General features: G+C 52.7%; 28 protein-coding genes. All 28 read left to right on the forward strand.

Features of this window, described 5'->3' with window-relative positions; all coding sequences use genetic code 11:
• Nucleotides 1-22: 22 nt before the first annotated feature.
• The 28 genes from rnmV to hpt all read left to right on the forward strand — a co-directional run bounded on the left by rnmV (nucleotide 23) and on the right by hpt (nucleotide 25,524).
• Nucleotides 23-619, forward strand: a complete 597-nt coding sequence (rnmV, locus tag CCB157_RS03530; RefSeq protein ID WP_077614553.1) for a ribonuclease M5 — start codon at nucleotides 23-25, stop codon at nucleotides 617-619.
• Complete coding sequence (gene rsmA, locus CCB157_RS03535) at nucleotides 576-1,445, forward strand: 16S rRNA (adenine(1518)-N(6)/adenine(1519)-N(6))-dimethyltransferase RsmA (RefSeq protein WP_077614554.1); 870 nt, start codon at nucleotides 576-578, stop codon at nucleotides 1,443-1,445. The genes rnmV and rsmA overlap by 44 nt, the downstream gene beginning before the upstream one ends.
• Nucleotides 1,446-1,556: 111 nt before the next feature.
• Nucleotides 1,557-2,420, forward strand: coding sequence for a sporulation peptidase YabG (yabG, locus tag CCB157_RS03540; protein ID WP_077614555.1), 864 nt, complete (start codon nucleotides 1,557-1,559; stop codon nucleotides 2,418-2,420).
• A gap of 173 nt (nucleotides 2,421-2,593) precedes the next feature.
• The gene (gene veg / locus CCB157_RS03545; RefSeq protein ID WP_077614556.1) at nucleotides 2,594-2,851 is read left to right on the forward strand and encodes a biofilm formation stimulator Veg; all 258 of its coding nucleotides are present in this window, start codon (nucleotides 2,594-2,596) and stop codon (nucleotides 2,849-2,851) included.
• A 187-nt stretch (nucleotides 2,852-3,038) separates the two neighbouring features.
• The gene (locus tag CCB157_RS03550; protein ID WP_077614557.1) at nucleotides 3,039-3,218 is read left to right on the forward strand and encodes a small, acid-soluble spore protein, alpha/beta type; all 180 of its coding nucleotides are present in this window, start codon (nucleotides 3,039-3,041) and stop codon (nucleotides 3,216-3,218) included.
• Between the two features lie 110 nt (nucleotides 3,219-3,328).
• Entirely contained in the window at nucleotides 3,329-4,192 is an 864-nt protein-coding gene (ispE, locus tag CCB157_RS03555) for a 4-(cytidine 5'-diphospho)-2-C-methyl-D-erythritol kinase (RefSeq protein ID WP_077614591.1), read from the forward strand.
• A gap of 56 nt (nucleotides 4,193-4,248) precedes the next feature.
• Complete coding sequence (gene purR / locus CCB157_RS03560; RefSeq protein WP_077614558.1) at nucleotides 4,249-5,085, forward strand: pur operon repressor; 837 nt, start codon at nucleotides 4,249-4,251, stop codon at nucleotides 5,083-5,085.
• On the forward strand, nucleotides 5,082-5,468 hold the full coding sequence (locus CCB157_RS03565; RefSeq protein WP_077614559.1) for a RidA family protein: 387 nt from the start codon (nucleotides 5,082-5,084) through the stop codon (nucleotides 5,466-5,468). The genes purR and CCB157_RS03565 overlap by 4 nt, the downstream gene beginning before the upstream one ends.
• Nucleotides 5,469-5,622: 154 nt before the next feature.
• Nucleotides 5,623-5,916, forward strand: coding sequence for a septation regulator SpoVG (gene spoVG / locus CCB157_RS03570; RefSeq protein ID WP_077614560.1), 294 nt, complete (start codon nucleotides 5,623-5,625; stop codon nucleotides 5,914-5,916).
• A 154-nt stretch (nucleotides 5,917-6,070) separates the two neighbouring features.
• On the forward strand, nucleotides 6,071-7,447 hold the full coding sequence (gene glmU, locus CCB157_RS03575; protein WP_077614561.1) for a bifunctional UDP-N-acetylglucosamine diphosphorylase/glucosamine-1-phosphate N-acetyltransferase GlmU: 1,377 nt from the start codon (nucleotides 6,071-6,073) through the stop codon (nucleotides 7,445-7,447).
• 14 nt (nucleotides 7,448-7,461) lie between these two features.
• A complete protein-coding gene (locus CCB157_RS03580; protein ID WP_077614562.1) occupies nucleotides 7,462-8,412 on the forward strand; it encodes a ribose-phosphate diphosphokinase in 951 nt (316 codons plus the stop codon).
• Between the two features lie 100 nt (nucleotides 8,413-8,512).
• Nucleotides 8,513-9,136: a 50S ribosomal protein L25/general stress protein Ctc gene (locus tag CCB157_RS03585; RefSeq protein WP_077614563.1), complete on the forward strand. Its 624-nt coding sequence runs from the start codon at nucleotides 8,513-8,515 to the stop codon at nucleotides 9,134-9,136.
• A 78-nt stretch (nucleotides 9,137-9,214) separates the two neighbouring features.
• Nucleotides 9,215-9,772, forward strand: coding sequence for an aminoacyl-tRNA hydrolase (pth, locus tag CCB157_RS03590; protein WP_077614564.1), 558 nt, complete (start codon nucleotides 9,215-9,217; stop codon nucleotides 9,770-9,772).
• Between the two features lie 258 nt (nucleotides 9,773-10,030).
• Nucleotides 10,031-10,261, forward strand: a complete 231-nt coding sequence (gene fin / locus CCB157_RS03595; RefSeq protein ID WP_077614565.1) for an anti-sigma-F factor Fin — start codon at nucleotides 10,031-10,033, stop codon at nucleotides 10,259-10,261.
• 57 nt (nucleotides 10,262-10,318) lie between these two features.
• Nucleotides 10,319-13,855 carry a transcription-repair coupling factor gene (mfd, locus tag CCB157_RS03600; RefSeq protein ID WP_143286912.1) on the forward strand — a complete coding sequence of 1,179 codons (3,537 nt, stop codon included), beginning with the start codon at nucleotides 10,319-10,321 and terminating at the stop codon, nucleotides 13,853-13,855.
• A gap of 113 nt (nucleotides 13,856-13,968) precedes the next feature.
• Nucleotides 13,969-14,505 carry a stage V sporulation protein T gene (gene spoVT, locus CCB157_RS03605; protein WP_077614566.1) on the forward strand — a complete coding sequence of 179 codons (537 nt, stop codon included), beginning with the start codon at nucleotides 13,969-13,971 and terminating at the stop codon, nucleotides 14,503-14,505.
• Between the two features lie 270 nt (nucleotides 14,506-14,775).
• Nucleotides 14,776-16,257 (forward strand): bifunctional methyltransferase/pyrophosphohydrolase YabN, encoded by a 1,482-nt coding sequence (yabN, locus tag CCB157_RS03610; RefSeq protein ID WP_077614567.1) that lies wholly within the window; start codon nucleotides 14,776-14,778, stop codon nucleotides 16,255-16,257.
• Between the two features lie 78 nt (nucleotides 16,258-16,335).
• Entirely contained in the window at nucleotides 16,336-16,608 is a 273-nt protein-coding gene (gene hbs, locus CCB157_RS03615; RefSeq protein WP_077614568.1) for a non-specific DNA-binding protein Hbs, read from the forward strand.
• 2 nt (nucleotides 16,609-16,610) lie between these two features.
• A complete protein-coding gene (locus CCB157_RS03620; protein WP_077614569.1) occupies nucleotides 16,611-16,871 on the forward strand; it encodes an RNA-binding S4 domain-containing protein in 261 nt (86 codons plus the stop codon).
• A gap of 131 nt (nucleotides 16,872-17,002) precedes the next feature.
• Nucleotides 17,003-17,314, forward strand: a complete 312-nt coding sequence (gene yabP, locus CCB157_RS03625) for a sporulation protein YabP (protein WP_077614570.1) — start codon at nucleotides 17,003-17,005, stop codon at nucleotides 17,312-17,314.
• Nucleotides 17,311-17,880, forward strand: a complete 570-nt coding sequence (yabQ, locus tag CCB157_RS03630) for a spore cortex biosynthesis protein YabQ (protein ID WP_077614571.1) — start codon at nucleotides 17,311-17,313, stop codon at nucleotides 17,878-17,880. The genes yabP and yabQ overlap by 4 nt, the downstream gene beginning before the upstream one ends.
• Before the next feature lie 8 nt (nucleotides 17,881-17,888).
• Nucleotides 17,889-18,266, forward strand: a complete 378-nt coding sequence (locus CCB157_RS03635; RefSeq protein ID WP_158077188.1) for an FtsB family cell division protein — start codon at nucleotides 17,889-17,891, stop codon at nucleotides 18,264-18,266.
• Nucleotides 18,267-18,334: 68 nt separating this feature from the next.
• Nucleotides 18,335-18,724, forward strand: a complete 390-nt coding sequence (locus CCB157_RS03640) for a S1 domain-containing RNA-binding protein (RefSeq protein ID WP_077614573.1) — start codon at nucleotides 18,335-18,337, stop codon at nucleotides 18,722-18,724.
• Nucleotides 18,725-19,288: 564 nt separating this feature from the next.
• Nucleotides 19,289-21,769 (forward strand): stage II sporulation protein E, encoded by a 2,481-nt coding sequence (gene spoIIE, locus CCB157_RS03650; protein ID WP_077614575.1) that lies wholly within the window; start codon nucleotides 19,289-19,291, stop codon nucleotides 21,767-21,769.
• A gap of 56 nt (nucleotides 21,770-21,825) precedes the next feature.
• Nucleotides 21,826-22,560, forward strand: coding sequence for a vWA domain-containing protein (locus tag CCB157_RS03655; protein WP_077614576.1), 735 nt, complete (start codon nucleotides 21,826-21,828; stop codon nucleotides 22,558-22,560).
• The gene (prkT, locus tag CCB157_RS03660; protein ID WP_077614577.1) at nucleotides 22,526-23,464 is read left to right on the forward strand and encodes a serine/threonine protein kinase PrkT; all 939 of its coding nucleotides are present in this window, start codon (nucleotides 22,526-22,528) and stop codon (nucleotides 23,462-23,464) included. The genes CCB157_RS03655 and prkT overlap by 35 nt, the downstream gene beginning before the upstream one ends.
• 106 nt (nucleotides 23,465-23,570) lie before the next feature.
• Nucleotides 23,571-25,043, forward strand: coding sequence for a tRNA lysidine(34) synthetase TilS (tilS, locus tag CCB157_RS03665; RefSeq protein ID WP_077614578.1), 1,473 nt, complete (start codon nucleotides 23,571-23,573; stop codon nucleotides 25,041-25,043).
• A complete protein-coding gene (gene hpt / locus CCB157_RS03670) occupies nucleotides 24,985-25,524 on the forward strand; it encodes a hypoxanthine phosphoribosyltransferase (protein WP_077614579.1) in 540 nt (179 codons plus the stop codon). The genes tilS and hpt overlap by 59 nt, the downstream gene beginning before the upstream one ends.
• Nucleotides 25,525-25,534: the final 10 nt, after the last annotated feature.

The raw sequence follows: 25,534 nt of genomic DNA on the forward strand, positions 1-25,534 counted from the left end.
AATTTTTTTTGGAGGTCACTTCATGAAGGTCAAGGAATTCATCGTCGTGGAGGGGAAAAGCGATACATTGGCCGTGCGGCGGGCGGTCGATTGCGATACGATTGAGACCAACGGTTCGGCCCTTGACGAAGCGACGCTCGAAGCGATCCGCCATGCCGCGGATACGCGCGGCGTCATCATATTCACGGATCCCGACGTCCCCGGCGAAATGATTCGCAAGACGGTGAGCCGGTATGTCCCGGGCTGCAAACATGCATTTTTGACGAAGCGGGAAGCGGAAGGCCGCCCCGATGAAAGCCTTGGGATTGAGCATGCGTCGGTGGAAGCGATCCGGGCCGCGCTCGAAAAAGTCTACACGGTCATGGACGAGCCCGAAGAGCACATTTCCATAACAGAGCTGTTCGAAGCGGGGCTCATCGGCGGTCCTGGATCGAAAAGGCGGAGGGAGAGGCTCGGCGAAAAATTGCGGATCGGTTATGTCAACGGCAAACAGCTTTACCATCGTTTGCGCATGTTTCAGATTTCACGGACAGCCTTTGAAGAAGCGCTGCGCGCCATCGCGGAGGAGGAACAACATGGAAAACCGTTCGACGGCAAAAATGACGAAAGCCATTCTTGAAAAGCACGGGTTTCGTTTGAAAAAAAGTCTCGGCCAAAACTTTTTGTTGGACGATCACATTTTGAAAAAAATTGTCGCGCTCGCCGACATTACCCCGGACGACGGCGTCATCGAAATCGGGCCGGGCGCGGGTGCGCTGACGCAATATCTGGCCGAGGCGGCGGGCAAAGTGGTCGGTCTGGAAATCGACCGGCGGCTCGATCCCGTTCTGAAAGAAGTGCTGGCCGATTGCAATAATGTCGAAATCCTTTTTCAGGATGTTCTGGAAACCGACATTACGGAATTAATCGCTCACCATTTTCACGACGCTTTGCGCGTTATGGTCGTCGCTAATTTGCCTTACTATGCCACGACGCCGATCTTGATGAAACTGCTATCGGCCAACGCACCAATTGACCGCATCGTGGTCATGATTCAAAAAGAAGTGGCCGAGCGGCTTGAGGCCGAACCCGGCAACAAAAGTTACGGCTCGCTATCCGTTGCCGTGCAATATACCGCCGACGTCCGGCTTTTGACGACCGTTCCGGCTTCGGTCTTCATTCCGAAACCGAACGTCGATTCCGCCGTGGTCCGTCTTGATTTGTTGAAGGAAAAACGCGTTTCCGTTCGCGACGAAGCGTTCTTTTTTAAAGTCGTGCGCGCCGCTTTTGCGCAAAGGCGGAAAACGTTGTTGAACAACTTATTGCACAATTTGGTCGGCCGCGATCGAAAGGAGGAGACGATCCGCTGCCTGGAGCGGTTGGGCATCGATCCCGGGCGGCGCGGGGAAACGCTCAGCATCGAAGAGTTTGCCCGGCTGAGCGATGGTCTGCTCGAACTTCTCTGATCCCTCTTTTCTGGCTTGCGAAACCGGTCTCGTCATCACCTTCGCGAACGTCGCATATTCTATAATAAGGCGGTCCAGAGGCTTATCCATGAACGGCTGAGGAGGGAGTCGATGAGACTCAGCATTGGGGATTTGGTCGCGAGAAAATCCCATGATTGCGACGTCATCTTTCGGGTGGTCAAATTGGATGAAGCGAAACAGATTGCGGAACTAGCCGGGGAAGATTTGCGACTCTATGCCGACGCCCCTCTCGATGACCTCGTCATGGTCTCCCCCGAACAGCGCGAGGAAAACGAGAAGAGACAGAGGGACTTAGAAGCCCGTTCGACGCAGTTGTTTCGCCAGGACTATCAGCTTTTGAAAGCGAAGCGGGAATATACGGCGACAAACGGTTATCGCGCACAGCTGTCGTACTTTGAAATGCCGGGCCGCGTCCTGCATATCGACGGCGACCCGCATTATTTAAAGAAATGCTTACGCCTTTACGAAAAACTGGATGTTCCGGTGCTCGGCAAGTACGTGAGGGAAGAGGAAATGCCGGCGGTTGTGCCGGAGTTGGTCAAACATATCCGCCCGGACATCCTCGTTTTAACCGGGCACGACGCGTACATGAAAAGCAAAGGGCCGGAGAACGATTTAAAAGCCTACCGTCACTCCGGCCATTTTATTCGTACGGTGAAAGAAGTGCGCCATAGTTGGCCCCATCTTGATCAATTGGTCATTTTTGCCGGAGCGTGCCAATCGCATTTTGAATTGTTGATCCGAGCGGGCGCCAATTTTGCCAGTTCGCCGACCCGCATCAATATCCATGCGCTCGATCCCGTCTACCTCGTGTCAAAAATCAGCTTTACCCCTTTTACGGAACACGTCAATCTCTGGGATGTCCTCCACAACACGTTGTCGGGAACCGAAGGGCTCGGCGGCGTGGAAACAAGAGGCATTCTCCGCACGGGTATGCCTTATCATCCGCAGTGAGGAAAGTGCGCCGCGTCATTACATAATATCAAGGGAGCCGGTGCACACTAAAAGGGAATGAATGCCAATCGATTGACAAGTATTAAAAAGACCTGTATAATTACCTTTTTATTTTTAGTTTGACAAAATTGATCGAAAGATGTTATAATTTGTTTTAGCGAGGTGGGTTGATTATGGGAAAAACCATTAAGGACATTAAGTCCGCATTGGACAAAAGAGTCGGACAGCGATTGACGCTCAAAGCGAACGGCGGCCGACGCAAAACCATCGAGCGCGTAGGCGTCCTGGAAGAAACCTATCCTTCGGTCTTTATCGTTAAACTCGACCGTGACAGCAACGCCTATGAAAGAGTGTCATACAGCTATACGGATGTCTTGACGGAAACCGTGGAGATCACTTTCCTAAAAGAAGCGGCAGCGAGCGGGCAGTAAGACGAACTTGTCTCACTGCTTTTTCTTTTTGTCTTCGTTATCCGTCCCCCAAACGGATCAGCGGGCCGCGCAGGCCTCCGCCTTTGTCTTCCATTTTCGCCCCGTGTCCCCCTGATTTCGGCAAACATATTAAGGCCTCCATCATCGAATAATAAAGGTGCTCAACAATTAAAGGAGGCTGTTTTCCATGGCGAGACGAGGCATCATGTCGGATCAGCTCAAAGAAGAGATCGCAAAAGAGCTCGGTTTTTACGACACCGTCCAAAAAGAAGGCTGGGGCGGCATTAAAGCGCGAGATGCCGGAAACATGGTGAAGCGAGCGATTGAAATCGCCGAAAGGCACATGGGGGAAAAATCAACCCGATAAATTGTTGAGCGGCCGGAGTCTTGTGCTCCGGTTTTTTCCGTTTTAAACTATAGTTATGGTTTTTAACGGGACGGAACGCGAATGCACAAAAGGCGGTGAACAGCGTGAGCGTGAAGGTGCTGGAAAAAGCGCCGGCGAAAATCAACCTGGCGCTCGATGTTTTGGGCAAGCGGGCGGATGGTTATCATGAAGTGAGAATGATCATGACAACCGTCGATCTGAGCGACCATATTGAAATACAGGAGACCGGCGGCGACCGCATCCGCGTGCGCTCATCAGCCCTGTACGTTCCCGAGGATGAGCGAAACTTGGCCTATAAAGCGGCCGATTTGATTAAAACCCGCTTCGGCATCAAACAAGGCGTCGAGATTTGGATTAAGAAGGAGATACCGGTGGCGGCCGGCTTGGCCGGCGGTTCAAGCGATGCCGCCGCCACCATCCGCGCCCTGAATCGTCTGTGGCGCCTCGGCTTAAGCTATGAAGAAATGGCGGAACTTGCGGCCGCCATCGGATCGGACGTGGCTTTTTGCGTCCGCGGCGGCACGGCTCTGGCCATCGGCAGAGGTGAAAAGATTGAACCGCTTCCTGCTCCGCCGCCATGTTGGGTCATTTTGGCCAAACCGCCCGTTTCCGTGTCCACCGCCGAGATCTATCAGGCGTTGACGCTTGATAACCTTGCCCATCCCGACACCGACGGCATGATCGCAGCGATTGAACGAGGGGATTACGAGGGCATTTGTTCGCGTCTTTCCAATGTTTTGGAATCCGTGACGATCCAAAAGGTAGAGGAAGTCGAGCAGATCAAGCGGGTGATGGCCAGGTTGGGGGCGGACGGCGTCTTGATGAGCGGAAGCGGCCCGACGGTATTCGGTTTGGTGCGCCACAAATCCAAAGCCCAGCGCATTTACAATGGCCTCAGAGGATTTTGCGGCGAAGTCTTTATGGTCCGTCTCCTCGGCGGGGCGTTAATTTAAACCGCCTCTGTGCTGGGCAAAATCGGTGAAAACTTCGTCCATTTGGGGGATTTGTCATGAAAATGAAGCGCAGCGGCCGTTTGGTGGATATGACGCGTTATTTGCTCACACATCCAAACACGATTATCTCTTTAACGCGTTTTACGGAACGGTATGAATCGGCCAAATCCAGCATTAGCGAAGATCTGAACATCATCAACGAATGTTTTGAAAGGCAGGGGGTGGGAAAACTCGTCACGCTGGCCGGGGCCGCCGGCGGGGTGAAGTACCTTCCGTTTGTCAAAAAGGAAGCGGCAGAGGCGTTTTTGCACCGGTTGGGCGAAACGTTATCCGATCCGGGCCGGTTGCTTCCCGGCGGTTATCTTTATATGACGGACGTCCTCGGAGATCCGTCGATTGTCAACGAAATCGGCCGTTTAATCGCCTCCATTTTTATACATAAACCGATTGACGTCGTCATGACGATGGAAACCAAAGGCATTCCGATCGCCTACGCCACCGCTTCGCAGCTGAACGTGCCGGTCGTCATCGTGCGGCGAAGCAGCAAGGTGACCGAAGGCTCGACCGTCAGCATGAATTATGTGTCCGGGTCGTCCAAGCGCATTCAATCGATGGTGCTGCCGCGAAGAAGCCTGAGGCCCGGAGCGAACGTCCTCATCCTGGACGATTTTATGAAGGCCGGGGGAACGATGAAGGGCATGATGAACTTGATAAAGGAGTTCGACGCCCGCCCGGTCGGCGCCGCGGTGTTGATGGAGACGAAGGACGCCGAGCACAAGCTCGTCAATGATTATGTGTCGTTGTTGAGATTGGAAGAGCTCGATGAAAACGGGAGTCTCTCGGTCGAAATCGGCAATTATTTCAACTATTACGGAGAGGATGATGCATCGTGAAAGCGACCTTTACCGACAAAGCGCCGGCCGCCATCGGCCCTTACTCGCAAGGTGTGATCGTGAACAACTTGTTTTTCAGTTCCGGGCAAATTCCGCTGACGGCGAATGGCGAAATGGTGTCGGGCGGCATAGAGGCCCAAGTCCATCAAGTATTTAAGAACATCCAGGCGGTGTTGGAAAGCGCCGGGGCGTCGCTTGACACCGTTGTCAAGACGACGTTGTACATTAAAAATATGGAAGATTTTCCGGTGATTAACGAAATTTACGCCTCTTACTTCAAGGATCACCGCCCCGCCCGCTCGTGCGTGGAAGTGGCGCGCTTGCCGAAGGATGCCCTCATCGAAATGGAAGTCGTCGCCCTCGTCAAAGAACCGGGTCTGTGAATCCGTAGACAGCCGAGAAGGTCGGACGCATCACCTTGATGAAAAAGATAAGAGATTTTTTTAGATTTTTTAATATTCATGAAGGATTTTTTTGTTTTATGTTGAATGAATGTAATAGTCTCTTATCTTTGGAAAAAGGTGGTGCAAAGAAAGCATGGAAGTGACAGACGTCAGATTGCGCAGAGTGAACACGGAAGGCCGGATGCGTGCGATTGCTTCCATCACGATTGACAACGAATTCGTCATTCACGACATTCGGGTCATCGATGGAAACAACGGCATGTTTGTCGCCATGCCGAGCAAGCGGACGCCGGACGGCGAATTCCGTGACATTGCTCATCCGATCACTTCTAGCACGCGCGAAAAAATACAAACGGCGGTTTTGGAAGAATACCACCGTGTAGGCGAAATGGAAGCCGCCGCTTATGAAGAAGCCGGCGCGTCCTGACGCCCGTTGGAACTCGCATGCGTTTTGCGGGTTCCTTTTATTTTGACATGCAGGCGGTGACGAACCGACTTCCCCCGTGATGGCTTTCTTGAAAACCTCCCTATTTTAATATATAGTCTTCTATGGATGAACAGGTACGACAGGAGGTTCCCAATTGTCCAATCGTTTTGCTGTCATTCTTGCCGCAGGCAAAGGGACGAGAATGAAATCTCGTCTATATAAAGTGCTTCACCCGGTCTGTGGCAAGCCGATGATCCGCCATATCGTCGACCAAATCCGCTCTGTCGGTTTTGATAAAATCGTGGTCGTCGTTTCCGCCGAGGCCGAAGCCGTTCGCGCCGAGCTCGGTGACGACGTCGAATACGCGGTCCAAGAAGAGCAACTCGGCACGGCTCATGCGGCGCGCCAAGCGTCCAAACATTTAAAAGACCTGGAAGGGACCACGGTTATTCTGTACGGCGACACGCCGCTCATCACCGGTGAGACGATCGGCCGGCTTCTTGAAAAACATGAGCAGACGGGGGCGGCTTGCACCGTGTTGACGGCGACGGCACCCGATCCGAAAGGGTACGGCCGGGTCATCCGCGACGGAAACGGTGCGCTCAAACGGATCGTCGAGGAGAAGGATGCTTCTCCAGAAGAACGGGCGATCGCCGAAATCAATACCGGCATTTATTGTTTTGATAATAAAAAGCTGTTTACCGCGCTTGAACAAGTAGATAACGACAATGCGCAACAGGAATATTATTTGCCCGATGCGATCACTGTTTTGCAGCACGCGGGCGAATTTGTCGACGCTTACAACGCCGCCGCGTTCGAGGAAACGCTCGGGGTGAACGACCGCGTCGCGCTGGCGAAAGCGGAAGCGCTCATGCGGAAACGGATCAACGAAAAGCTGATGTATTCGGGTGTGACGATCGTCGATCCGGATCATACGTATATCTCCGCCGAAGCAGAAATCGAAGCCGATACCGTGATTTTGCCCGGCACCATCATCTCCGGCCGGACGGTCATCGGTGAAGGCTCCGTTATCGGCCCCCATGCGGAAATCGTGAATGCGCGCATCGGCCGCAGGAGTCGGATTCGCCAATCCGTCGTCTCTGACAGCGTGATCGGCGACGACGTCCAGATCGGCCCGTTCGCGCACATCCGCCCGCAGTCGGAAATCAGGCACGGGGTCAAGGTAGGCAATTTTGTCGAAATCAAAAAATCCGTAATCGGCGAAGACAGCAAGGCTTCCCATCTGAGTTACGTCGGTGATGCCGAGATCGGAAAAGGCGTCAACTTGGGCTGTGGCATGATTACGGTGAATTATGACGGAAAACATAAACATCTGACCAAAATCGAAGACGGTGCCTTCATCGGGTGCAACGTCAACCTCGTCGCTCCGGTGACGGTCGGCAAAGGCGCTTTCGTGGCCGCGGGGTCGACGATCACCGACGACGTACCGGCGAACGCTTTGGCGATAGCCCGCTCCCGGCAAACGAATAAGGAAAACTATGCAGAAAAACTTAATCATAAGAAAAGTTAACGGAGGTAACCGGCATGCCCAGCTATCTTGACCCCAATTTAAAGGTATTTTCGCTGAACTCCAACCCCGAGCTGTCCAAAGAGATCGCTCAGCACATCGGCATCAATCTCGGGAAATGTTCAGTCACCACCTTCAGCGACGGTGAAATCCGAATCAACATCGAGGAGAGCGTCCGGGGCTGCGATGTTTACGTCATCCAATCGACGTCGGCTCCCGTGAACAAACATTTGATGGAGCTTTTGATCATGATCGACGCCTTGAGGCGCGCTTCAGCGCGGACGATCAACGTTGTGCTCCCCTATTACGGTTACGCGCGGCAAGACCGCAAGGCGAACGCCCGCGAGCCGATTACCGCCAAACTGGTCGCCAATCTTTTGGTCACCGCCGGGACGACCCGGGTCGTCACCATCGATTTGCATGCCTCGCAAATTCAAGGATTTTTTGATATACCGGTCGATCCGCTCCTCGGCTATCCGATATTGGCGGACTATTTTAAGTCAAAGAATTTGGAGGACATCGTCGTCGTCAGCCCGGATCACGGCGGAGTCACGCGGGCCCGGAAAATGGCCGACCGGCTGAAGGCGCCGATCGCCATTATCGATAAGCGCCGTCCGAAGCCCAACGTCGCCGAGGTGATGAACATCATCGGCAACATCGAAGGGAAGACGGCCATCATCATCGACGACATCATCGATACCGCGGGAACGATCACGCTTGCCGCTAATGCGCTCATTGAAAACGGCGCAAAGAAGGTGTATGCGTGCTGCACGCACCCGGTGTTGTCAGGGCCGGCCATTGAGCGCATCGAAAATTCCAGCATTTCGGAGTTGGTCGTTACCAACACGATTCCGCTTCCCAAAGAAAAGCGCATCGATAAAATCGTCCAGCTTTCCATCGCGCCGCTTCTGGCGGAAGCGATTATCCGCATCCACGAAAAATTATCCGTCAGCAAATTGTTCGATTGAGTCGAAGAGGCGGGAGGGACGGGTGACACGGGTTCCTTGACAGGTTTCAAACGCGATTATCTCCGGAAATATTGAAAAACAAAAAAAAGAGGTGTCTTGAATGTCTGGTGTATTGAATGCCCAGGAAAGAGATGCTTCGAAAAAATCGCTCGCGAAAAAGCTGAGGAAAAACGGCAAAATTCCTGCCGTTTTCTACGGCAAAAATGTGGGCAATCACCCGATTGCCGTCGATCGCAGCGAATTGTACCGCGTTTTTCAAGAATCCGGAAGGAATGCGATCATCGATCTTCGTTTGAACGGTCAAAGCCATCCCGTCATTGCCCACGAGATACAAGAAGATTCTTTTAAAGGGAACATCATCCACGTCGACTTTTTGGAAGTGGACATGTCTTCCGAAATCGACGCGGAAGTTCCCATCCTCATCGTCGGGGAATCGGTCGGGCAAAAACAAGGCGGCGTAGTCCAGCAAACCTTGGACGAACTGGAAGTTCGCGCCTTGCCTGCTGATATCCCGAATGTGATCAAGGTCGACATCACTCCCTTGGACATCGGCGATGCGTTGAAGGTGAGTGATATTCAGCCGGACGGAAATTATAAGATTATGAATGATGGTGAGGAAGTCATCGTGACCATTACTCCGCCCGTGCTTGGCGGCGAGCAAGATGAAGGAAGCGGTGAAGCGTCGAGCACTGAAAGCGGCGGAGCGAACGAAGCGGCGGAATAAGGGAGATAAAATCTTCCGGACAGGCGTAACCCTGCTGGGTTACGCCTGTCCCGCATTAGAGAAATAGGAGTGAAACCGATGAAATTGATCGCCGGATTGGGCAATCCTGGTTCTGAATACCGGCATACCAGGCATAATATAGGTTTTGAAGTCATTGACGCGTTGTCGGAAAAGCTCGCCATCCCGCTGGACCGGACGAAGTTCAACGCCGTTTACGGCAAAGGAAAAGCGGGCGGTCAAGACGTGTTGCTCGTCAAACCGCTGACGTACATGAATGCGTCCGGCGAAGCGATCGCACCGCTTATGCAGTATTATAAAATCGCGATCGATGACCTTTTGGTTATCTATGACGACCTCGACCTCGCCGTCGGGAAAATGCGGCTGCGTTTAAAAGGGAGCGCCGGCGGGCACAACGGGATGAAATCGATCATTCAGCACCTCGGTTCCCAAGATTTTAAAAGGCTGCGCATCGGCATCGGACGGCCCGATGGCCGGCAATCCGTCATTGATTACGTTCTGGGACGGTTTCCTGAAGAAGATCGCCCGCTCATTGACGAAGCGGTAAAAAGAGCCACGGACGCTTGCGAGGCCTTTCTCAACGAACCCTTTGATAGGGTGATGAACCGTTTTAATTAAAAACCTGATTTGAAATAATAAGCGGCGCAAAACGTTTGATAAGCGGACGCACCGCATCTGATCGATGCCCGCCCGTTGTGCCGTTTTCGGTGAGTGCCTTTATGGCCGGCGGCCGGCGAACGTATCGCCGCATGCGCCATGGCCGCGGGTTTTGAATAAATTAAAGACGGCGGGCAAATAATACTCCTAGCGAAACTCACCCGCGTCATTCGGGCGGAAAGCCCATGGCAGCGCGTGGACAGCTGGGAGGCGACTTCCGTGGACGTATATTATCACTGCCGGCATTGCGGGAAGCAAGTCGGCCACATTCGCAATGACGTGTTCCGCACCGATCAGCTCGGCTTCGACAAATTGGATCCGAAGGAAAGAACCGAGCTTATTCATTACGACGAAAACGGACACATCAACGTCTCGACGATCTGTGAAGATTGCCAGGAGGCTTTGGAGCGCAATCCTGACTTTCATCAATTCGACACTTTCATTCAATAACAAGCTTTGGCAGACGGCCAAGGCGTTTTTCTGCTTGTACAGGAGAGGGGAATCCATTTGTACGGATTAAAACGGTATTTTTCTAACCATCTCATGGATTTGAAAATCGTTATCGACGGCTATCAAAGCGGGATGCGCCACCAGCTCGTGACGGGGCTGGCGGGCGGCGCCAAGTCGTTATGGATTTCTTCGCTCTATGACAGCCGGAAAGAAACGATCGTCGTCGTGACGCACAACCTGTTTCAAGCGCAGAAACTCTTCGATGATTTGGAGTCCCTTCGATCGAAAGATGAGGTTTTTCTTTACCCCGTCAACGATTTGATCGCCTCGGAAATCGCGATCGCCAGCCCGGAATTGCGCGCCGAGCGCATCGCCGCCCTCAACCATCTCGCCCAAAACAAGAAGGGGATCTTCATCGTTCCCGTTGCCGGTTTGAAGCGGCTTTTGCCGCCGAAGCCGGAATGGGAAAAAAGTCTGTTAACCTTTCGGGTTGGCGATGTCGTCAACCTCGACGATTTGCTCGAGCGGCTGACGGCGATCGGTTATGAACGCGAGGCGATGGTCGGCGCTCCAGGGGAGTTCAGCGTCCGCGGCGGCATCGTCGACATTTACCCTTTGACGGAACCTTATCCGATCCGCTTGGAACTTTTTGATGACGAAATCGATTCCATTCGCACGTTCGACAGCGAAACACAGCGGTCTTTGGAAAAGGTCGAGCAAGTCACCGTCGGGCCGGCCCGGGAGCTGCTGATGTACCCGCGCCATTTTGACAGGCTTTACGGCCGGCTCAACGCGGCCCTTGCCGAAACGCTTAAAGCGGTGAAAGAAAAAAAGAAGAAAGAAATGTTGACCGAAAATATTTCCCGGGAATTAACCGCCGTTCAGGAACGACAATATTTTAAGGACATCGTCAAATACATCGCCTTTTGTTATGAAGAACCGGCCACTCTATTAAGCTATATACCGAAAGATGCCTTGATCGTGACCGACGAAATCAATAGAGTTCAAGAAACCGCTGAATCTCTTGATAAAGAAGAAGCGGAGTGGATCACCGATCTTCTCGACAAAGGCGAGATCGTGCATGGCGCGTATTTGTCCAAGGAGTGGGAGGACATCCACCCTTATCCGTTCCAAAGCTTGTACCTCTCGTTGTTTTTGCGCCATCACGCCCACCTTCAGCCGGAAAACGTCATCAACGTCACGTGCCGTTCGATGCAAGATTTTCACGGACAAATCAACGTTTTGAAAAACGAATGCGCCCGCTGGAAAAAGGGCCAATACGCCGTCCTGTTTCTTGCCGAAAACGAGGAGCGCGCGGCGCGCATGGAGCGCGTGCTGCTCGATTACGGGATTGAAGCCGAGCGCGTTCAGCCTGATACGGCGCCCATACCGGGACATTTTTATGTCACCGTCGGCCGCATGGGCGAGGGGTTTGAACTCGCCCAGCAAAAGCTGGCGGTGATCACGGAGAAAGAGGTTTTTGCCCATAAGACGCGGAAACCGCCGAAACGGGCAAAGACGATCGCGAACGCTGAACGCCTGAAAAGTTATAATGAATTGAACGTCGGCGATTATGTCGTTCACGTCGATCACGGGATCGGGAAATACCTCGGCATCGTGACGTTGGAAGTCGGCGGGGTGCACAAAGATTATTTGCATATTCGCTATAAAGGCAACGACAAGCTCTACGTTCCCGTTGAGAAAATCGATCAAATTCAAAAATACGTCGGATCCGAAGGCAAAGAACCGAAGCTTTATTCTTTGGGCGGCAGCGAGTGGAAGCGCGTCAAAAACCGGGCGAAATCGTCCGTCCAGGACATCGCCGATGACTTGATCAAGTTGTATGCGGAACGGGAAGCGAGCGTCGGGCATGCCTTTCAGAAGGACGGCCCGGAGCAACGGGAATTCGAAGCCGCTTTTCCGTATCAGGAAACGGAAGATCAACTGCGGGCGATCGAAGAGATCAAACGGGACATGGAAAAACCGCGCCCGATGGACCGCTTGTTGTGCGGCGATGTCGGCTACGGCAAAACCGAGGTGGCGTTCCGCGCGGCATTTAAAGCGATTGTGGAAGGAAAACAGGTGGCGTTTCTCGTGCCGACGACCATTCTCGCGCAACAGCACTATGAAACGGCTAAGGAACGCTTCAGCAATTTCCCGGTGAACATCGCGGTGTTGAGCCGTTTTCGTTCCCGCAAAGAGCAACAAGAAACGATCAAGGGATTGAAAAAAGGAACGATCGACATGGTCATCGGCACGCACCGGCTTTTGTCCAAGGATGTGGCTTTCAAAGATCTCGGGCTGCTCATCGTCGACGAAGAGCAGCGCTTCGGGGTGACGCATAAAGAAAAGATCAAAAAAATGAAAGCCAACGTCGACGTTCTGACGTTGACCGCGACGCCGATCCCGCGAACGCTGCACATGTCCTTGCTGGGGGTCCGGGATTTGTCGATCATCGAAACCCCCCCGGAAAACCGCTTCCCGGTGCAGACGTACGTGACGGAATACAGCGGTACGCTCGTCCGCGAAGCGATCGAAAGGGAGCTTGCCCGAGGCGGCCAGGTTTACTTCTTGTATAATAAAATTGACAGCATCCATCGCATGGCCGATCAAATCTCAGCGCTCGTCCCCGACGCCCGGGTGGCGGTCGCCCACGGCCAGATGAACGAGAGCGAGCTGGAAGCCGTCATGCTCGACTTTCTCGAGGGCGTCTACGACGTGTTGGTCAGCACGACGATCATTGAGACGGGCGTCGATATCCCCAATGTGAACACCTTGATCGTCTACGACGCCGACCGCATGGGGCTGTCGCAATTGTACCAGCTGCGCGGTCGGGTCGGGCGATCGAATCGCATCGCTTACGCGTATTTCACGTACCAAAAGGATAAAGCGATGAACGAAGTGGCGGAAAAACGGTTGCAGGCTATAAAGGAATTTACGGAACTTGGATCGGGATTCAAGATCGCCATGCGCGACCTCTCCATCCGCGGGGCGGGCAATCTTTTGGGCGCCGAGCAGCACGGCTTCATCGATTCCGTCGGTTTTGACCTTTACACGCAAATGCTGAAAGAGGCCATCCAAGAGCGCAAAGGGGTGCCGGTGGAAAAGCGGCCGCGCACCGTCACGATCGACATTGAAGCCGACGCCTACATTCCGCAAAGCTATATCGCCGATTCCATACAAAAAATTGACATGTACAAAAAGTTTAAAGCCGTCGAGACTTTGGAAGATATCGAGGAGCTGGAGGAGGAGATGATCGACCGCTTCGGCGATTATCCGCGTGAAGTGGCCGATTTGTTCAACATCACCCGGGTGAAGGTGTTGGCGGAATCGCTTGACATGGAAACGGTCAAGCAGGAGCAGGACAAATTCACCATGGTGCTCTCCGAAGAAGGAACGAAAAAGCTCGACCGTTACAAGCTTTTTGAAACCGTCGCGTCGTATGGACGGGATGCGGCTCTGGGCACGATCGATCAGAAAATCAAAATCGTTCGTTATATTAAAAACGGCGATCCAAGCACCCGCCTTCAAGAGCTCGTTCGCACGTTGGAAACGATTCGCCAAAATCAGGAGGCGTTTGCTAAAATCGGGTGATCTGGCCCGATGATGAATAGAACGGCAAGCGGCGCAAATAATAAGACAGGAAACATGGCATCTTCTTACAACACCTCTCTGACAATAAACCATGAAAGCGAGGGCCCAATGACATGAAAGCGACTGGAATCGTGCGTCGTATTGATGATTTAGGCCGTGTGGTCATTCCGAAAGAAATCCGGAGAACCCTCCGAATCCGCGAGGGCGATCCGTTGGAGATTTTCGTCGATCGCGACGGGGAAGTCATATTAAAGAAGTACTCCCCGATCAGTGAGCTTGGAGATTTCGCCCAGGAATATGCCGACTCGCTGGCGGAAAATTCGGGTCGCTTGGTGTTGATCACCGATCGCGATGCCGTAATCGCGGTCTCCGGCGGATCAAAAAAGGAATATATGGACAAGGCGATCGGTCCTGAAGTGGAGAAAGCAATGGAAACCCGATCGACGCTCCGCGACAAGGGCGGCAAAGCGGAACTCATCGAAGGCAGAGCCGGTGAGACCGGAGCGCATGTCATCGCGCCGATTGTCGCCGGAGGCGACCCGATCGGAGCGGTCATCCTCATCTCAAAAGATCAAGACGACATCGGTGAGGTCGATACGAAACTCGCCGAAACGGCCGCCGGTTTTTTGGCGAGACAAATGGAAACGTAAAACAGGAGGCAGTTTCGGCTGTCTCTTTTTCCTTTTGAGCGGTCCGGAATGCGCGGCACGCGGTCGGGACAACCTTTGTGGTATAATCCCCTTAGTTGCGAAGCGTGACAATGCGGCGTCATCGGCGGGCCGGGCGCTGGCGGTGAAACCGCCGGGTCTGGCGTGCAGCCGACAGGCGTTTCGGGCGCGAAAATTGGAAATCGCCGGTTTGGCTTCACCACACTGCTCCGGTTGAAGCATCATTTTGTCCATACATAGCGGGGTGACGGCATGGCAGGGAAAATTACGATTGTCGGCCTAGGTGCCGGAGATCTCGATCAACTGAGCCTCGGCGTGTACAAACGTTTGAAAGAGGCCCCCTTTCTCTTCTTGCGAACGAAAGAGCATCCGGTCGTTCGCGATTTGGAAAGAGAAGGGATCGCCTTTGAAACGTTCGATCCCATTTATAAAGAGTCCGAGCGGTTCGAAGACGTTTATGAAACGATCGCCGGGCGCCTGTTACGCCAGGCGGCGCAAAGCGACATTGTTTATGCCGTTCCCGGCCACCCGATGGTCGCCGAGAAAACGGTGCAATTGCTGCTGGAGAGGGCCGGGGAAAAAGGCATCGAGGTAAAGATCGAGGGCGGACAAAGTTTCCTCGATCCGTTGTTTGCAGCATTAAAAATCGATCCGATCGAAGGCTTTGCGTTTTTTGATGCGCTCGATTTGGATCCCGATCACCTACCTTTGGACCGCCATCTCATTATATGCCAAGTTTACGACGCCTTTGTGGCTTCCGAGGTGAAACTCACGCTTTTGGAGCATTTGCCCCCGGAATACGAAATCGTCATCGCAAAGGCGGTCGGCAGCGTTGATGAAACCATTACGCGCCTGCCTTTGTACGAGCTTGATCGCGCCGTGCATGTCGACAATTTAACGAGCGTTTACGTTCCGCCGGTAAAAGATGAGGCGTTGCTCAATCATACGTTTCCGCGGCTGCGCAAAGTGATCCAGAAGTTGCGGAGCCCCGAAGGCTGTCCGTGGGACCGTGAGCAGACGCATCGCTCGCTGCGCAAATATTTGCTTGAAGAGGCTTTTGAAGTGATCGAAGCGATCGACGATGAAGACGATGACCACTTGATCGAAGAGCTCGGCGACGTTCTCTTGCAGGTCATGCTCCATGCCCAGATCGGGGAAGATGAAGGGTATTTCAATATTTATGACGTGATCCGCTCGCTCACCGACAAGATGATTCGTCGCCATCCCCACGTCTTCGGCGAAGCGGTGGCTGCGGATGCGGAAGACGTCAAACGCCGCTGGTCGGCGATCAAAGAGCGGGAAAAAGGCGCGCGCCCGGACAGCCTGATGGATGAAGTCAACCGCACGCTGCCGCCGCTGATGAAGGCTTTGGAAATACAAAAAAAGGCGGCGAAAGTCGGCTTTGACTGGGACCAAGCGGAGCCGGTGTGGGAAAAAATCGTCGAGGAGCTTGAAGAATGGCGGAAGGAAGCCGATAATGGGAATCGTGAGGGCATGGAAGAAGAATGCGGCGACGTGTTATTCTCGGTTGTCAATTTGGCGAGAAAGTTGGGCATCGATCCGACCTTGGCGTTGGACGGCACCAACCGCAAGTTTTCCCGTCGATTTAAGGCGATGGAGCAAATGGCCAAAAGCGATGGACGGGATTTGACGGCGATGCGCCCGGAGGAAATGGAGCGCTTGTGGGCCCGCGCGAAGGAAATTATTGCGAAAAAAAAGGATTTTGACGTTTAATAGAGAATAAGTTTTGGTAAAATAGCATAAAAACAAGACTTTCAATGAAGTTCCCAATCTGAAAAGGAGGAGTTCCTTGTGAACAAAAATCAAGTCGTTGATAATATCGCGCAGAAAACGGGGTTGACGAAAAAAGACGTCGAAACCGTCGTGAACTCGTTGATCGAGGAAATCACGGAAGCTTTGAAGAAAAACGAAAAGGTTCAATTTGTCGGCTTCGGCACTTTTGAAACGAGAGAGCGCGCGAGCCGCACCGGCCGCAACCCGCAGACCGGGGAAACGATCAACATCCCGGCCTCTACCGTTCCGGCTTTTCGCGCGGGCAACAAGTTGAAAGAAGCCGTAAAATAAAAATGCGGCTTGATAAGTTTCTGAAGGTTTCTCGCCTCATCAAGCGGCGGACGGTAGCGAAAGAGCTGGCGGATCAAGGGCGCATCGCTGTGAACGGGCGGCCGGCCAAGGCTTCGACGGAAGTCCGGCCGAATGATATCCTTGAGATACGATTCGGTCATAAGGTGATGACGGTAAAGGTCAAGGGCTTGCAAGAATCCGTAAAAAAGGATGAAGCGAGCGACCTTTATGAAATCGTGAGCGAAGAACCTTCAGCACTTTGAGAGGAGACGGCGCTGCCGTCTCCTTTTTAGTTGTGGCGATCCATACGACGAAGTGGTTGGCATCCGGTCTTTTATCAAGTTCTAAAAGGTTCTTCCCTCTCATAAGAATAGGACAAGAAAGGGGGAAGACCATGGACCAATTTTATTCTTCCAATTCTTCTTACAATAAAGAACGGCAAGCGCCGGATCACGATATCATCATGAAGGGCCGCAAAAAGATCGAAATCACCGGGGTCAAGCATGTGGAGAGCTTTGACCATGAGGAATTTTTATTGGAAACGGTGATGGGCTTCTTGGCGATCAAAGGCAGTCAATTGAAAATGCAAACGTTAAACGTCGAACAAGGCGTCGTCGTCATTGAGGGAAAAATTTTTGACATCAGTTATCTTGATGATCATGACGGCGCGCAATCCAAAGGTTTTTTAAGCAAGTTGTTTAAATGACGCTGACCGAACAATTTGCGACCATGATCGCCATGACAGCTGTTGGAGGCTGGATCGGCTGTGCTCTGACCATATATCAGCGGTTCTTTCATCCGAAGAAAAGACGTCAAGTCTTTTTGCTTCTGACGGATACGCTTTTTTGGGCGGTTCAAGGCCTCGTCGTATTTCTCGTCTTGTTGTACGTCAATCAGGGCGAGGTGCGATTTTATATATTTTTGGCGTTGGCCTTGGGGTTTTCCGCCTATAAAGCGCTTTTTGAAACCATCTTTAAAAAGGGATTGGAAGGCGTCATTCGCAGCGTCCTCTTCGTCATGCGCTTGATTCGCCAAGCGATCGCCTTCAGTTTCATATATCCCGCTTTGGTCCTATTGAAGCTGCTTTATCGTTTAGGTAAGATGATAGGTAGATTCCTTTTGGCGCTTTTGCTCGTTTTGCTGAAGCTGATTTACGTCCCATTGAGGTGGGGGTTCAAGCGGCTGCTTCCGACCGAATGGATATTGAAAATCAAAGCGTTCGGAAGGGCCTTCAAGGCTTTCTTTGCGAGAGGTTGGATCAAGCGAAAGTAGGTGTAAGTTTGAGAACCGCGAAGGATCGGGTCACGCAGCTTCACTCGGATTACGTCGCTTCACGGGAAGTCTATGAAAAATGGCGGCGTAAGCGGCGCAAAGGGTTGATTCGTCGCCTGGTCGCCTTTTTCGTTCTTTTCGGATTGGTGACCGCCGCCATGGTCAATGTGCTTCAATCCCAATACGCCCGATTGCATGAGATGAACGACCAAAAAGCCGAGGTTGAAAAACGCCTGTCCGATGTCAAAGATGAACAAAAGGCGTTGCGGCGCGAGATCCAGCTGCTCCATAATGACGATTATCTCGGCAAACTGATACGGCGCGATTATTATATGTCCAAAAACGGCGAAATCATATTCGCTTCCCCCGGGTCTGACCAACATTGACATGCTCCTCTTCGCTTCTGTATAATATAATAAATTAAATACAAATTTTTAGGAGGAGCAGTTTTTTTATGTCAATTGAAGCGGGCAGCAAGCTGCAAGGCAAGGTGACAGGGATCACCCATTTCGGCGCGTTTGTCGAGCTGCCGGGAGGCCGCACCGGTCTCGTCCACATCAGCGAAGTGGCGGATCATTATGTAAAGGATATCCACGACGTCCTTTCCGTCGGGGACGAGGTGACCGTTAAAGTCCTCCAAGTCGAAGAAGACGGCAAAATCGGGCTGTCGATTCGCAAAGCCGTCGATCATCCGAAGACGTCGGGGCGCTCCCGCCGTCCAAAAAAGGATCCGTCGTTTGAGGAGAAGATCCTTCGTTTTTTGCGAGACAGCGAGGATCGCTTGACCGCGCTCAAACGCCAAACGGAATCCAAAAGGGGTGGCCGGGGTGCACGAAGGGGATGACGCTTGCTGCCTTTAGCAAATAAATGAGCACGACCGAAAGCGCTCGCGAACGGAAAACCGCGGGCGCTTTTTTCTTATGCCTCCCCATTTCCGGCCGGGTGGAACGGCGGATGCGGCCAAACCGTAGATGGCCGCATGGAGCGTCCTGTTGAGGATCCCTTCAGCGGCCGGGAATCGCCCGCCGGTTGCCCCTTCCTTCATCATGTCGATTTTTCCAACCATTTCCTTCCAATAGCCGGCCGATCATTCGCCAAAAATCTTGAAACGGAAAAAAAAGAAAGCTTGATGTCAGAAGCCATAGTCTTTTTCTCCTATTTCTCCACCGCCTATCGAGAAAATTCCCGGTTATTCCATTCCATTTTGTTCCATTTTAAACAGGCGCCGAAATCGTTTTTCGGTTTGCGCGCGCGGAAAACCCCCGCCTTCCGGTCGTCCGCATATCTTGTATGGCGTCCATGAATGCCGTCGAAGGAAATGTTTCGGTTGCCCGTCCATTTGACAAAAAATGAAGGTATCCTGTGTTTAAATAAACCATACACTATTACTTTATAGGTGGTGTCGTCTATGAATGATGCGGGACGAGGAATCGAGTCGTCTTTGGCCCGTCCTTTGGTTGAACGGAACGGCAGGGAAGGCCGGAGCTCGGAGCGGTGGAGCAAAGTGAAGAGGGCGGCCGTGATTCGGGTGGGGCTGAGCGTGCTCATCGGATTTTTGCTGGGGAGGGCCGTCATTTTATCGGATTTGTCACCTTTTGCCATTCCATTTTTTGCAACGGCCGGCTTTTTCAAACAGAAGATTAAAACGGCGGCCGCGGTGAGCCTTCTCGCCGGGGCGCTGACGATTTCCCCTCGGCACGCGCTTTACGTGCTCATCGGTCTATTGATGTTTAACGCCGTCCGGGCTTTTGTCGTCAAGCTCATAAAAGTCGGAGAAATGCAAGCGTTGCCCTACATGGTGCTGCTGAGTGGCGGCCTCGCCCGCCTGGGTTACGCCCTTGCCGCCACCGGCACTCTCCATTGGACCGATTGGTTTTATGCCGCGGTGGAATGCGGCCTTTCATTTCTGCTGACACTCATCTTTCTGCAAAGCCTCCCGCTTGTCCATTCCAACATCCGCAAGCGGACGCTGAAAAATGAAGAAATCGTCTGCTTGATCATCCTGCTCGCTTCGGTTTTGACCGGCACGCACGCGTGGACGGTTGCAGGGCTTTCCATCGAACACGTCTTATCCCGCTATTTCGTCCTTATTTTTTCCTTGGTCGCCGGCGCCGCGATCGGTTCGACCGTCGGCGTCGTCATCGGTTTGATTTTGGGTCTTTCGAACATCGGCACCCTCTATGAAATGAGTTTGCTCGCGTTTTCCGGTTTGTTGGGCGGCTTGTTAAAAGAAGGGCGGAAAATCGGCGTCGCGCTCGGGTTGATGGTCGGAACGATGCTGATCGGATTATATGGGGAAGGCTACGATCATTTGGTTTATACGGCGCTGGAGTCGGTCGCCGCGATTGCCCTCTTTTTTATGACGCCCAAATCATTGGTCGCGGAAATGGCCCGCTATATTCCGGGCACCCAGGAATACCATAACCGGGAACAACAATATGTGAAAAAGCTGCGCGAGGTCACAGCGAGCCGCGTCGAACAGTTTTCCCGCTTATTCAGGGCGCTGTCCGTCAGCTTTTCGCGCGCGCCCGCCGAAGCGGGCGGCGGATCGGACCGCGAGATCGACCTTTTTTTAAGCAAAGTGGTGGAAAAAACATGCCAACAGTGTTTCTTAAAAGAAACGTGTTGGAAGAAAAATTTTGATACGACGTATTCCCTCATGTCTGAAATCATGCAGGAAACGGTGTCAAGTCCGGAAATACGGACGGCGAAGCTGAAGCGCAATTGGCGTCACCATTGCGTCAAACCGGACAAGGTCGTCAACGCCATCTTCGAGCGCCACCAACAATTTCAAGATGAAATCATGCTCCGGAAACGGGTGGAAGACAGCCGTCGGCTTGTGGCTGATCAATTGATGGGCGTCTCTAAGATTATGGGCGATTTTGCCAAAGAAATACAAAAAGAGCGGGAGATGCATGAAAAGCAGGAAGAGCAAATTTTATACAAATTGCAGGAGATCGGGTTGGATGTCGAGGATGTGGACATCTATAATCTGGAAGAAGGCGACGTCGACATCGACATGACGATTCCGGCCGGTTACCATGCGGAATGCGAAAAGATCATCGCTCCCATATTGTCCGATATTTTGGGCGAGTCGATCATCATCCGCGAACATGTTGAACCGCAGATCACGGGAGGATTCGGCCGGGTGACGTTCGGATCGGCGAAAGCGTATGTCGTGGAAACCGGAGCGAGCCACACCGCTCAAGGGGGCGGATGGATTTCGGGTGATAATTACACCGTGTTTGAGCTCGGCGGGGCGAAGGTGGCGATCGCGATCAGCGACGGGATGGGCGGCGGCGAACGCGCCTACAGGGAAAGCCGGGAAACGCTCAAGCTGTTGTCCAATGTGCTGAAATCCGGGATTGACGAAACGGTCGCCATTAAATCCATCAATTCCGTCCTGGCGTTGCGTTCGACCGACGAAATGTTTTCGACGCTCGATTTGGCGATGATCGATTTGCAAAAAGCGAGTGCGAAGTTTTTAAAAATCGGTTCCAACCCGAGCTACATCAAACGGGGAGATCAGGTCATTAAGGTGGAAGCCGGCAATTTGCCGATGGGTATTATCGAAGAGGTCGACATCGATGTCGTCGATGTCCAATTGAAGGCGGGCGATCTCCTCGTGATGATGAGCGACGGTCTCTTTGACGCCCCGAAAAACGTGGAAAATCCCGACCTTTGGATGAAGCGGAAAATCTCCGAGATTGAAATCGACGATCCGCAAACGGTCGCCGATTTGCTGCTGGAAGAAGTCATACGGACCGCCGGGGGAGTCATAAAAGACGACATGACCGTCGTCGTATCAAAAATTGACCATCATACCCCTAAATGGGCGGCGATTCCGACTTACACCCGTCGCGAAGAAAGAATTCGGAAAGCTCAATAAATATCGGGTATAAAACCTCCGCTTCTTGTCGATGATGGGGACAAGAGGTGACGAAGATGAGCAAAGGTCATTTGAGACAAATCTTGTTGATTACGGACGGTTGTTCCAATAAGGGCGAGGATCCGGTGGCGGTGGCGACGCTCGCCCGAGAACAGGGCATTGTGGTCAACGTCATCGGTGTCGTCGACGACGGCAAATCCGCTTTGGCCGGCATTCAAGAAGTTGAGGACATCGCGATGGCCGGCGGGGGCATCAGTCAAATCGTGAGGGCGAAACAGCTGAAACAAACGGTGCAGATGGTGACGCGGCAAGCGATGACGCAGACGATCAAAAGCGTCATCAATAAAGAATTGCAGCACATTCTCGGCGACGATGAAACGATCGAGGATTTGCCGCCCGAAAAACGCGGACAAGTCATGGAAGTCGTTGATGAGCTCGGAGAAACCGTTGATCTGGAAGTCTGCATTTTGGTCGATACGAGCGCGAGCATGGAGCGGAAACTTCCGACCGTTCAGGAAGCCTTGCTCGATTTGTCGATCAGTTTGAATTCGAGAATGGGCAGCAATCGGTTTTGCCTTTATACATTTCCCGGGAAAAGAAAAGCGGCGGATAAAATTTTGACGTGGACGCCCGACATGTCTTCCATTCACAGCGTATTTTCAAAACTTGCCTCCGGCGGCGTGACGCCGACGGGACCCGCGCTACGGGAAGCGATCATGAGCTTTTCCAAACTCGCAAAAAGGAGCCGTATGGATCATGCCGACACATTTACCGAGGAATCGGGCGTTTGACATCCCTCCAGGAACGATGGTCACCGGCAAGTGGCACGGCAAACAATATCAAATCATCAAACCGCTGGGATCCGGCGGGCAAGGCGCGGTATTTCTTGCCCATTCCGAACGCGGGCGGGTCGCATTAAAATTTTCAACCGACCAGGCGAACATTGCCTCTGAGGTGAATGTGCTGAATAAATTTTCTAAGGTCCGGGGCGATTCCCTTGGGCCTTCTTTGTATGATGTCGACGATTGGACGACCGGGCGGGGCACGTTCGCCTTTTACGCGATGGAATATATTCGAGGGACGCCGCTGCTCGAATGCGTGCGGGTGCGCGGATTTGAATGGGCGCCCATATTTATTCTTCAACTGCTCAAGGATTTGGACAAGCTGCACCGCGAAGGCTGGGTGTTCGGCGACCTCAAGCCGGAAAACCTCATCGTGACGGGGCCGCCGCTAAAGGTCCGCTGGCTCGACGTCGGCGGAACGACGCCGATGGGGCGGGCCATCAAGGAGTATACCGAATTTTTTGACCGCGGGTATTGGGGAATGGGCACGCGCAAAGCCGAACCGTCCTACGATCTTTTCGCGGTGGCGATGATCATGATTAACTTGGCCGATATGAGGCGGTTTGAAAAAGGGGATGATCCGAAAAAGCAATTGTTGACGTACGTCATGCGCCACCGGAAGCTCGCCCCTTTTTATGACGAAATAAAAGGCGCTTTGACCGGTGCGTATCCAAGCGCCGCCGCCATGCGCGCCGATCTTTTGAATAAAACGAATGGAACCATTGGGAGCGACGATCGTATTACAAACCGAAAGACACGCACCAAGAAAAAGAAGGAATGGAAGGGAACCGTCATTTTGGCTTGCGCCGTTCTGTTCGCCTACTTTATGTATGTGGCGATTTTTATGATGTAAGCGACCGCTTCGGGTGTTATGTTTGACACGTACGTGGCGTTTTTCTATCCTATCTAATGGAATTGAAGATAATTATCTATATTATATATAAAGGGTGATCGATGCCATGGAAGCCCTGGTGGATCGATTTGTGGAAAAGCACCGGTTGATTCCGAAAGGAGCGACGATCGTCGTCGGCGTGTCGGGCGGGCCGGATTCCATGGCACTTTTAAATTATTTGTTGAACCGTGCGGATCAATGGGATTTATCAATCATTGCGGCAAGCGTCGATCACCAGCTCAGGGGCGAAGCATCCCGGGCCGATTGGGAGTATGTCGCCGGCTACTGCAAAAGCCGCGGCATCCCCTTTGAAGGCAAAAGGGTCGATGTCCGTGCCTACCAAAAGGCGCATCGGGTCAGCGAAGAAGTCGCCGCCCGCCATTTGCGGTACGATTTTTTTCAAGCGGTGATGGAAAAGCACGGCGCCCACCTCCTCGCTTTGGGCCACCACGGCGACGATCAAATTGAGACGATGCTCATGAGGCAAGTGCGGGGCAGTTTCGGTATCGCCAAAGCTGGCATTCTCGTCAAACGCCGTTTCGGACCGGGGCATATCATCCGGCCGCTGCTTTCGGTATCCAAGGCCGACATCGAAAGCTATTGCCGAAAATGCGGCATCGAGCCGCGCCGGGACGAGACCAACGATTCCGGCACCTATACCCGCAATCGCTTTCGCAAGGTCGTGCTGCCGTTTTTAAAGCGGGAAAACCCGCTCGTCCATATGCATTTTCAGCAGGACAGCGAAAGGATGGCCGATGATTTTCGCTTTTTGGACGCCTTGGCTGAAAAGGAATTGTCCGAAATTTTAAAAGAAAAAACCGACAATTCTGTGACCGTTTTTATTGACCGGCTTCTGCGGACGGCTGTTCCTTTACAACGGCGGGTGATTCATCTAATATTAAACTATCTTTACAGCACAAAACGAATGGTCCCGGCCCATCAGATGATACATATTGAATCGCTCTTGGAATGGCTCGCGCGGGAAAAGGCTTCCGGAGAATGGCATTTTCCCGCCGGTCTCCGCGCCGAGCGTTCTTATAATTATTGCACGTTTTACTTCTGGAGCGGGGAGGCGGTCGAGCCGTACGACGTCCCGCTTACGGTGCCCGGCCCAACGGAGCTGCCGACGGGAACGATTTGGGCCGAGTGGTCCCATACATATGACAAAGAGGCTGTAGGCAAGGAATTTTTTGTCTGCGACATGGACAAAGTGCGCTTTCCCATCCGCGCCCGAACGAGGCGCCCCGGCGATCGCATGCGTCCCGCCGGCGTATCGGGTACCAAAAAGTTGAAATCCCTGTTTATCGATCATAAAATCCCGCAAAAGGTTCGGGACGTATGGCCGGTCATCGTCGACGCCGAGGGCGATATTATGTGGGTGCCGCTCGTTCGGCACGGGGATTATGCGCGATATGAGAACGAAACATCCGTTTATCTTATATTAAAATTCGAACCCACCGCGGATTTCAGGAGGATTTGTAATGAAGGAAGATCTGCAGGAAATACTTTATACGGAGGAAATGATTCAAGAGAAGGTTAGGGAATTGGGCGAGCAATTATCCGTTGAATACGAAGGCCGTTTTCCGCTCGTCGTAGGGGTGCTCAAGGGAGCCATGCCTTTTATGGCCGATTTGATCAAGCGCATCACCGTTCATTTGGAAATCGACTTCATGGATGTATCGAGCTACGGCAATTCGACGGTGTCGTCCGGCGAGGTGAAGATCCTCAAGGACTTGGACACGTCAGTGGAAAACCGCGACATCCTGATCGTAGAAGACATCATTGACAGCGGTTTGACGTTAAGCTACCTCGTCGACCTGTTTAAATATCGACGCGCCAAATCGATTAAAATCGTGACGCTTTTGGATAAACCGAGCGGCCGCAAAGTCGATATCGTCCCCGATCTGACCGGTTTTACCGTGCCGGACGCCTTCCTCGTCGGTTACGGCTTGGACTACGCTGAAAAGTACCGCAATCTCCCCTATATCGGCATCCTGAAGCCCGAAATCTATAAAGGGTAATTGTTGTTCT

This window comes from Caenibacillus caldisaponilyticus, assembly GCF_002003465.1.
Classification (GTDB): Bacteria; Bacillota; Bacilli; order Bacillales; family Sporolactobacillaceae; genus Caenibacillus; species Caenibacillus caldisaponilyticus.

What these genes read in the sequence shown, in the direction of transcription:
- rnmV (WP_077614553.1), top strand. Translation starts at nt 23, where the DNA reads ATGAAGGTCAAGGAATTCATCGTCGTGGAGGGGAAAAGCGATACATTG.
- rsmA (WP_077614554.1), top strand. Translation starts at nt 576, where the DNA reads ATGGAAAACCGTTCGACGGCAAAAATGACGAAAGCCATTCTTGAAAAG.
- yabG (WP_077614555.1), top strand. Translation starts at nt 1,557, where the DNA reads ATGAGACTCAGCATTGGGGATTTGGTCGCGAGAAAATCCCATGATTGC.
- veg (WP_077614556.1), top strand. Translation starts at nt 2,594, where the DNA reads ATGGGAAAAACCATTAAGGACATTAAGTCCGCATTGGACAAAAGAGTC.
- CCB157_RS03550 (WP_077614557.1), top strand. Translation starts at nt 3,039, where the DNA reads ATGGCGAGACGAGGCATCATGTCGGATCAGCTCAAAGAAGAGATCGCA.
- purR (WP_077614558.1), top strand. Translation starts at nt 4,249, where the DNA reads ATGAAAATGAAGCGCAGCGGCCGTTTGGTGGATATGACGCGTTATTTG.
- spoVG (WP_077614560.1), top strand. Translation starts at nt 5,623, where the DNA reads ATGGAAGTGACAGACGTCAGATTGCGCAGAGTGAACACGGAAGGCCGG.
- CCB157_RS03580 (WP_077614562.1), top strand. Translation starts at nt 7,462, where the DNA reads ATGCCCAGCTATCTTGACCCCAATTTAAAGGTATTTTCGCTGAACTCC.
- CCB157_RS03585 (WP_077614563.1), top strand. Translation starts at nt 8,513, where the DNA reads ATGTCTGGTGTATTGAATGCCCAGGAAAGAGATGCTTCGAAAAAATCG.
- pth (WP_077614564.1), top strand. Translation starts at nt 9,215, where the DNA reads ATGAAATTGATCGCCGGATTGGGCAATCCTGGTTCTGAATACCGGCAT.
- spoVT (WP_077614566.1), top strand. Translation starts at nt 13,969, where the DNA reads ATGAAAGCGACTGGAATCGTGCGTCGTATTGATGATTTAGGCCGTGTG.
- yabN (WP_077614567.1), top strand. Translation starts at nt 14,776, where the DNA reads ATGGCAGGGAAAATTACGATTGTCGGCCTAGGTGCCGGAGATCTCGAT.
- CCB157_RS03620 (WP_077614569.1), top strand. Translation starts at nt 16,611, where the DNA reads ATGCGGCTTGATAAGTTTCTGAAGGTTTCTCGCCTCATCAAGCGGCGG.
- yabP (WP_077614570.1), top strand. Translation starts at nt 17,003, where the DNA reads ATGGACCAATTTTATTCTTCCAATTCTTCTTACAATAAAGAACGGCAA.
- yabQ (WP_077614571.1), top strand. Translation starts at nt 17,311, where the DNA reads ATGACGCTGACCGAACAATTTGCGACCATGATCGCCATGACAGCTGTT.
- CCB157_RS03640 (WP_077614573.1), top strand. Translation starts at nt 18,335, where the DNA reads ATGTCAATTGAAGCGGGCAGCAAGCTGCAAGGCAAGGTGACAGGGATC.
- spoIIE (WP_077614575.1), top strand. Translation starts at nt 19,289, where the DNA reads ATGAATGATGCGGGACGAGGAATCGAGTCGTCTTTGGCCCGTCCTTTG.
- CCB157_RS03655 (WP_077614576.1), top strand. Translation starts at nt 21,826, where the DNA reads ATGAGCAAAGGTCATTTGAGACAAATCTTGTTGATTACGGACGGTTGT.
- prkT (WP_077614577.1), top strand. Translation starts at nt 22,526, where the DNA reads ATGCCGACACATTTACCGAGGAATCGGGCGTTTGACATCCCTCCAGGA.
- tilS (WP_077614578.1), top strand. Translation starts at nt 23,571, where the DNA reads ATGGAAGCCCTGGTGGATCGATTTGTGGAAAAGCACCGGTTGATTCCG.
- hpt (WP_077614579.1), top strand. Translation starts at nt 24,985, where the DNA reads ATGAAGGAAGATCTGCAGGAAATACTTTATACGGAGGAAATGATTCAA.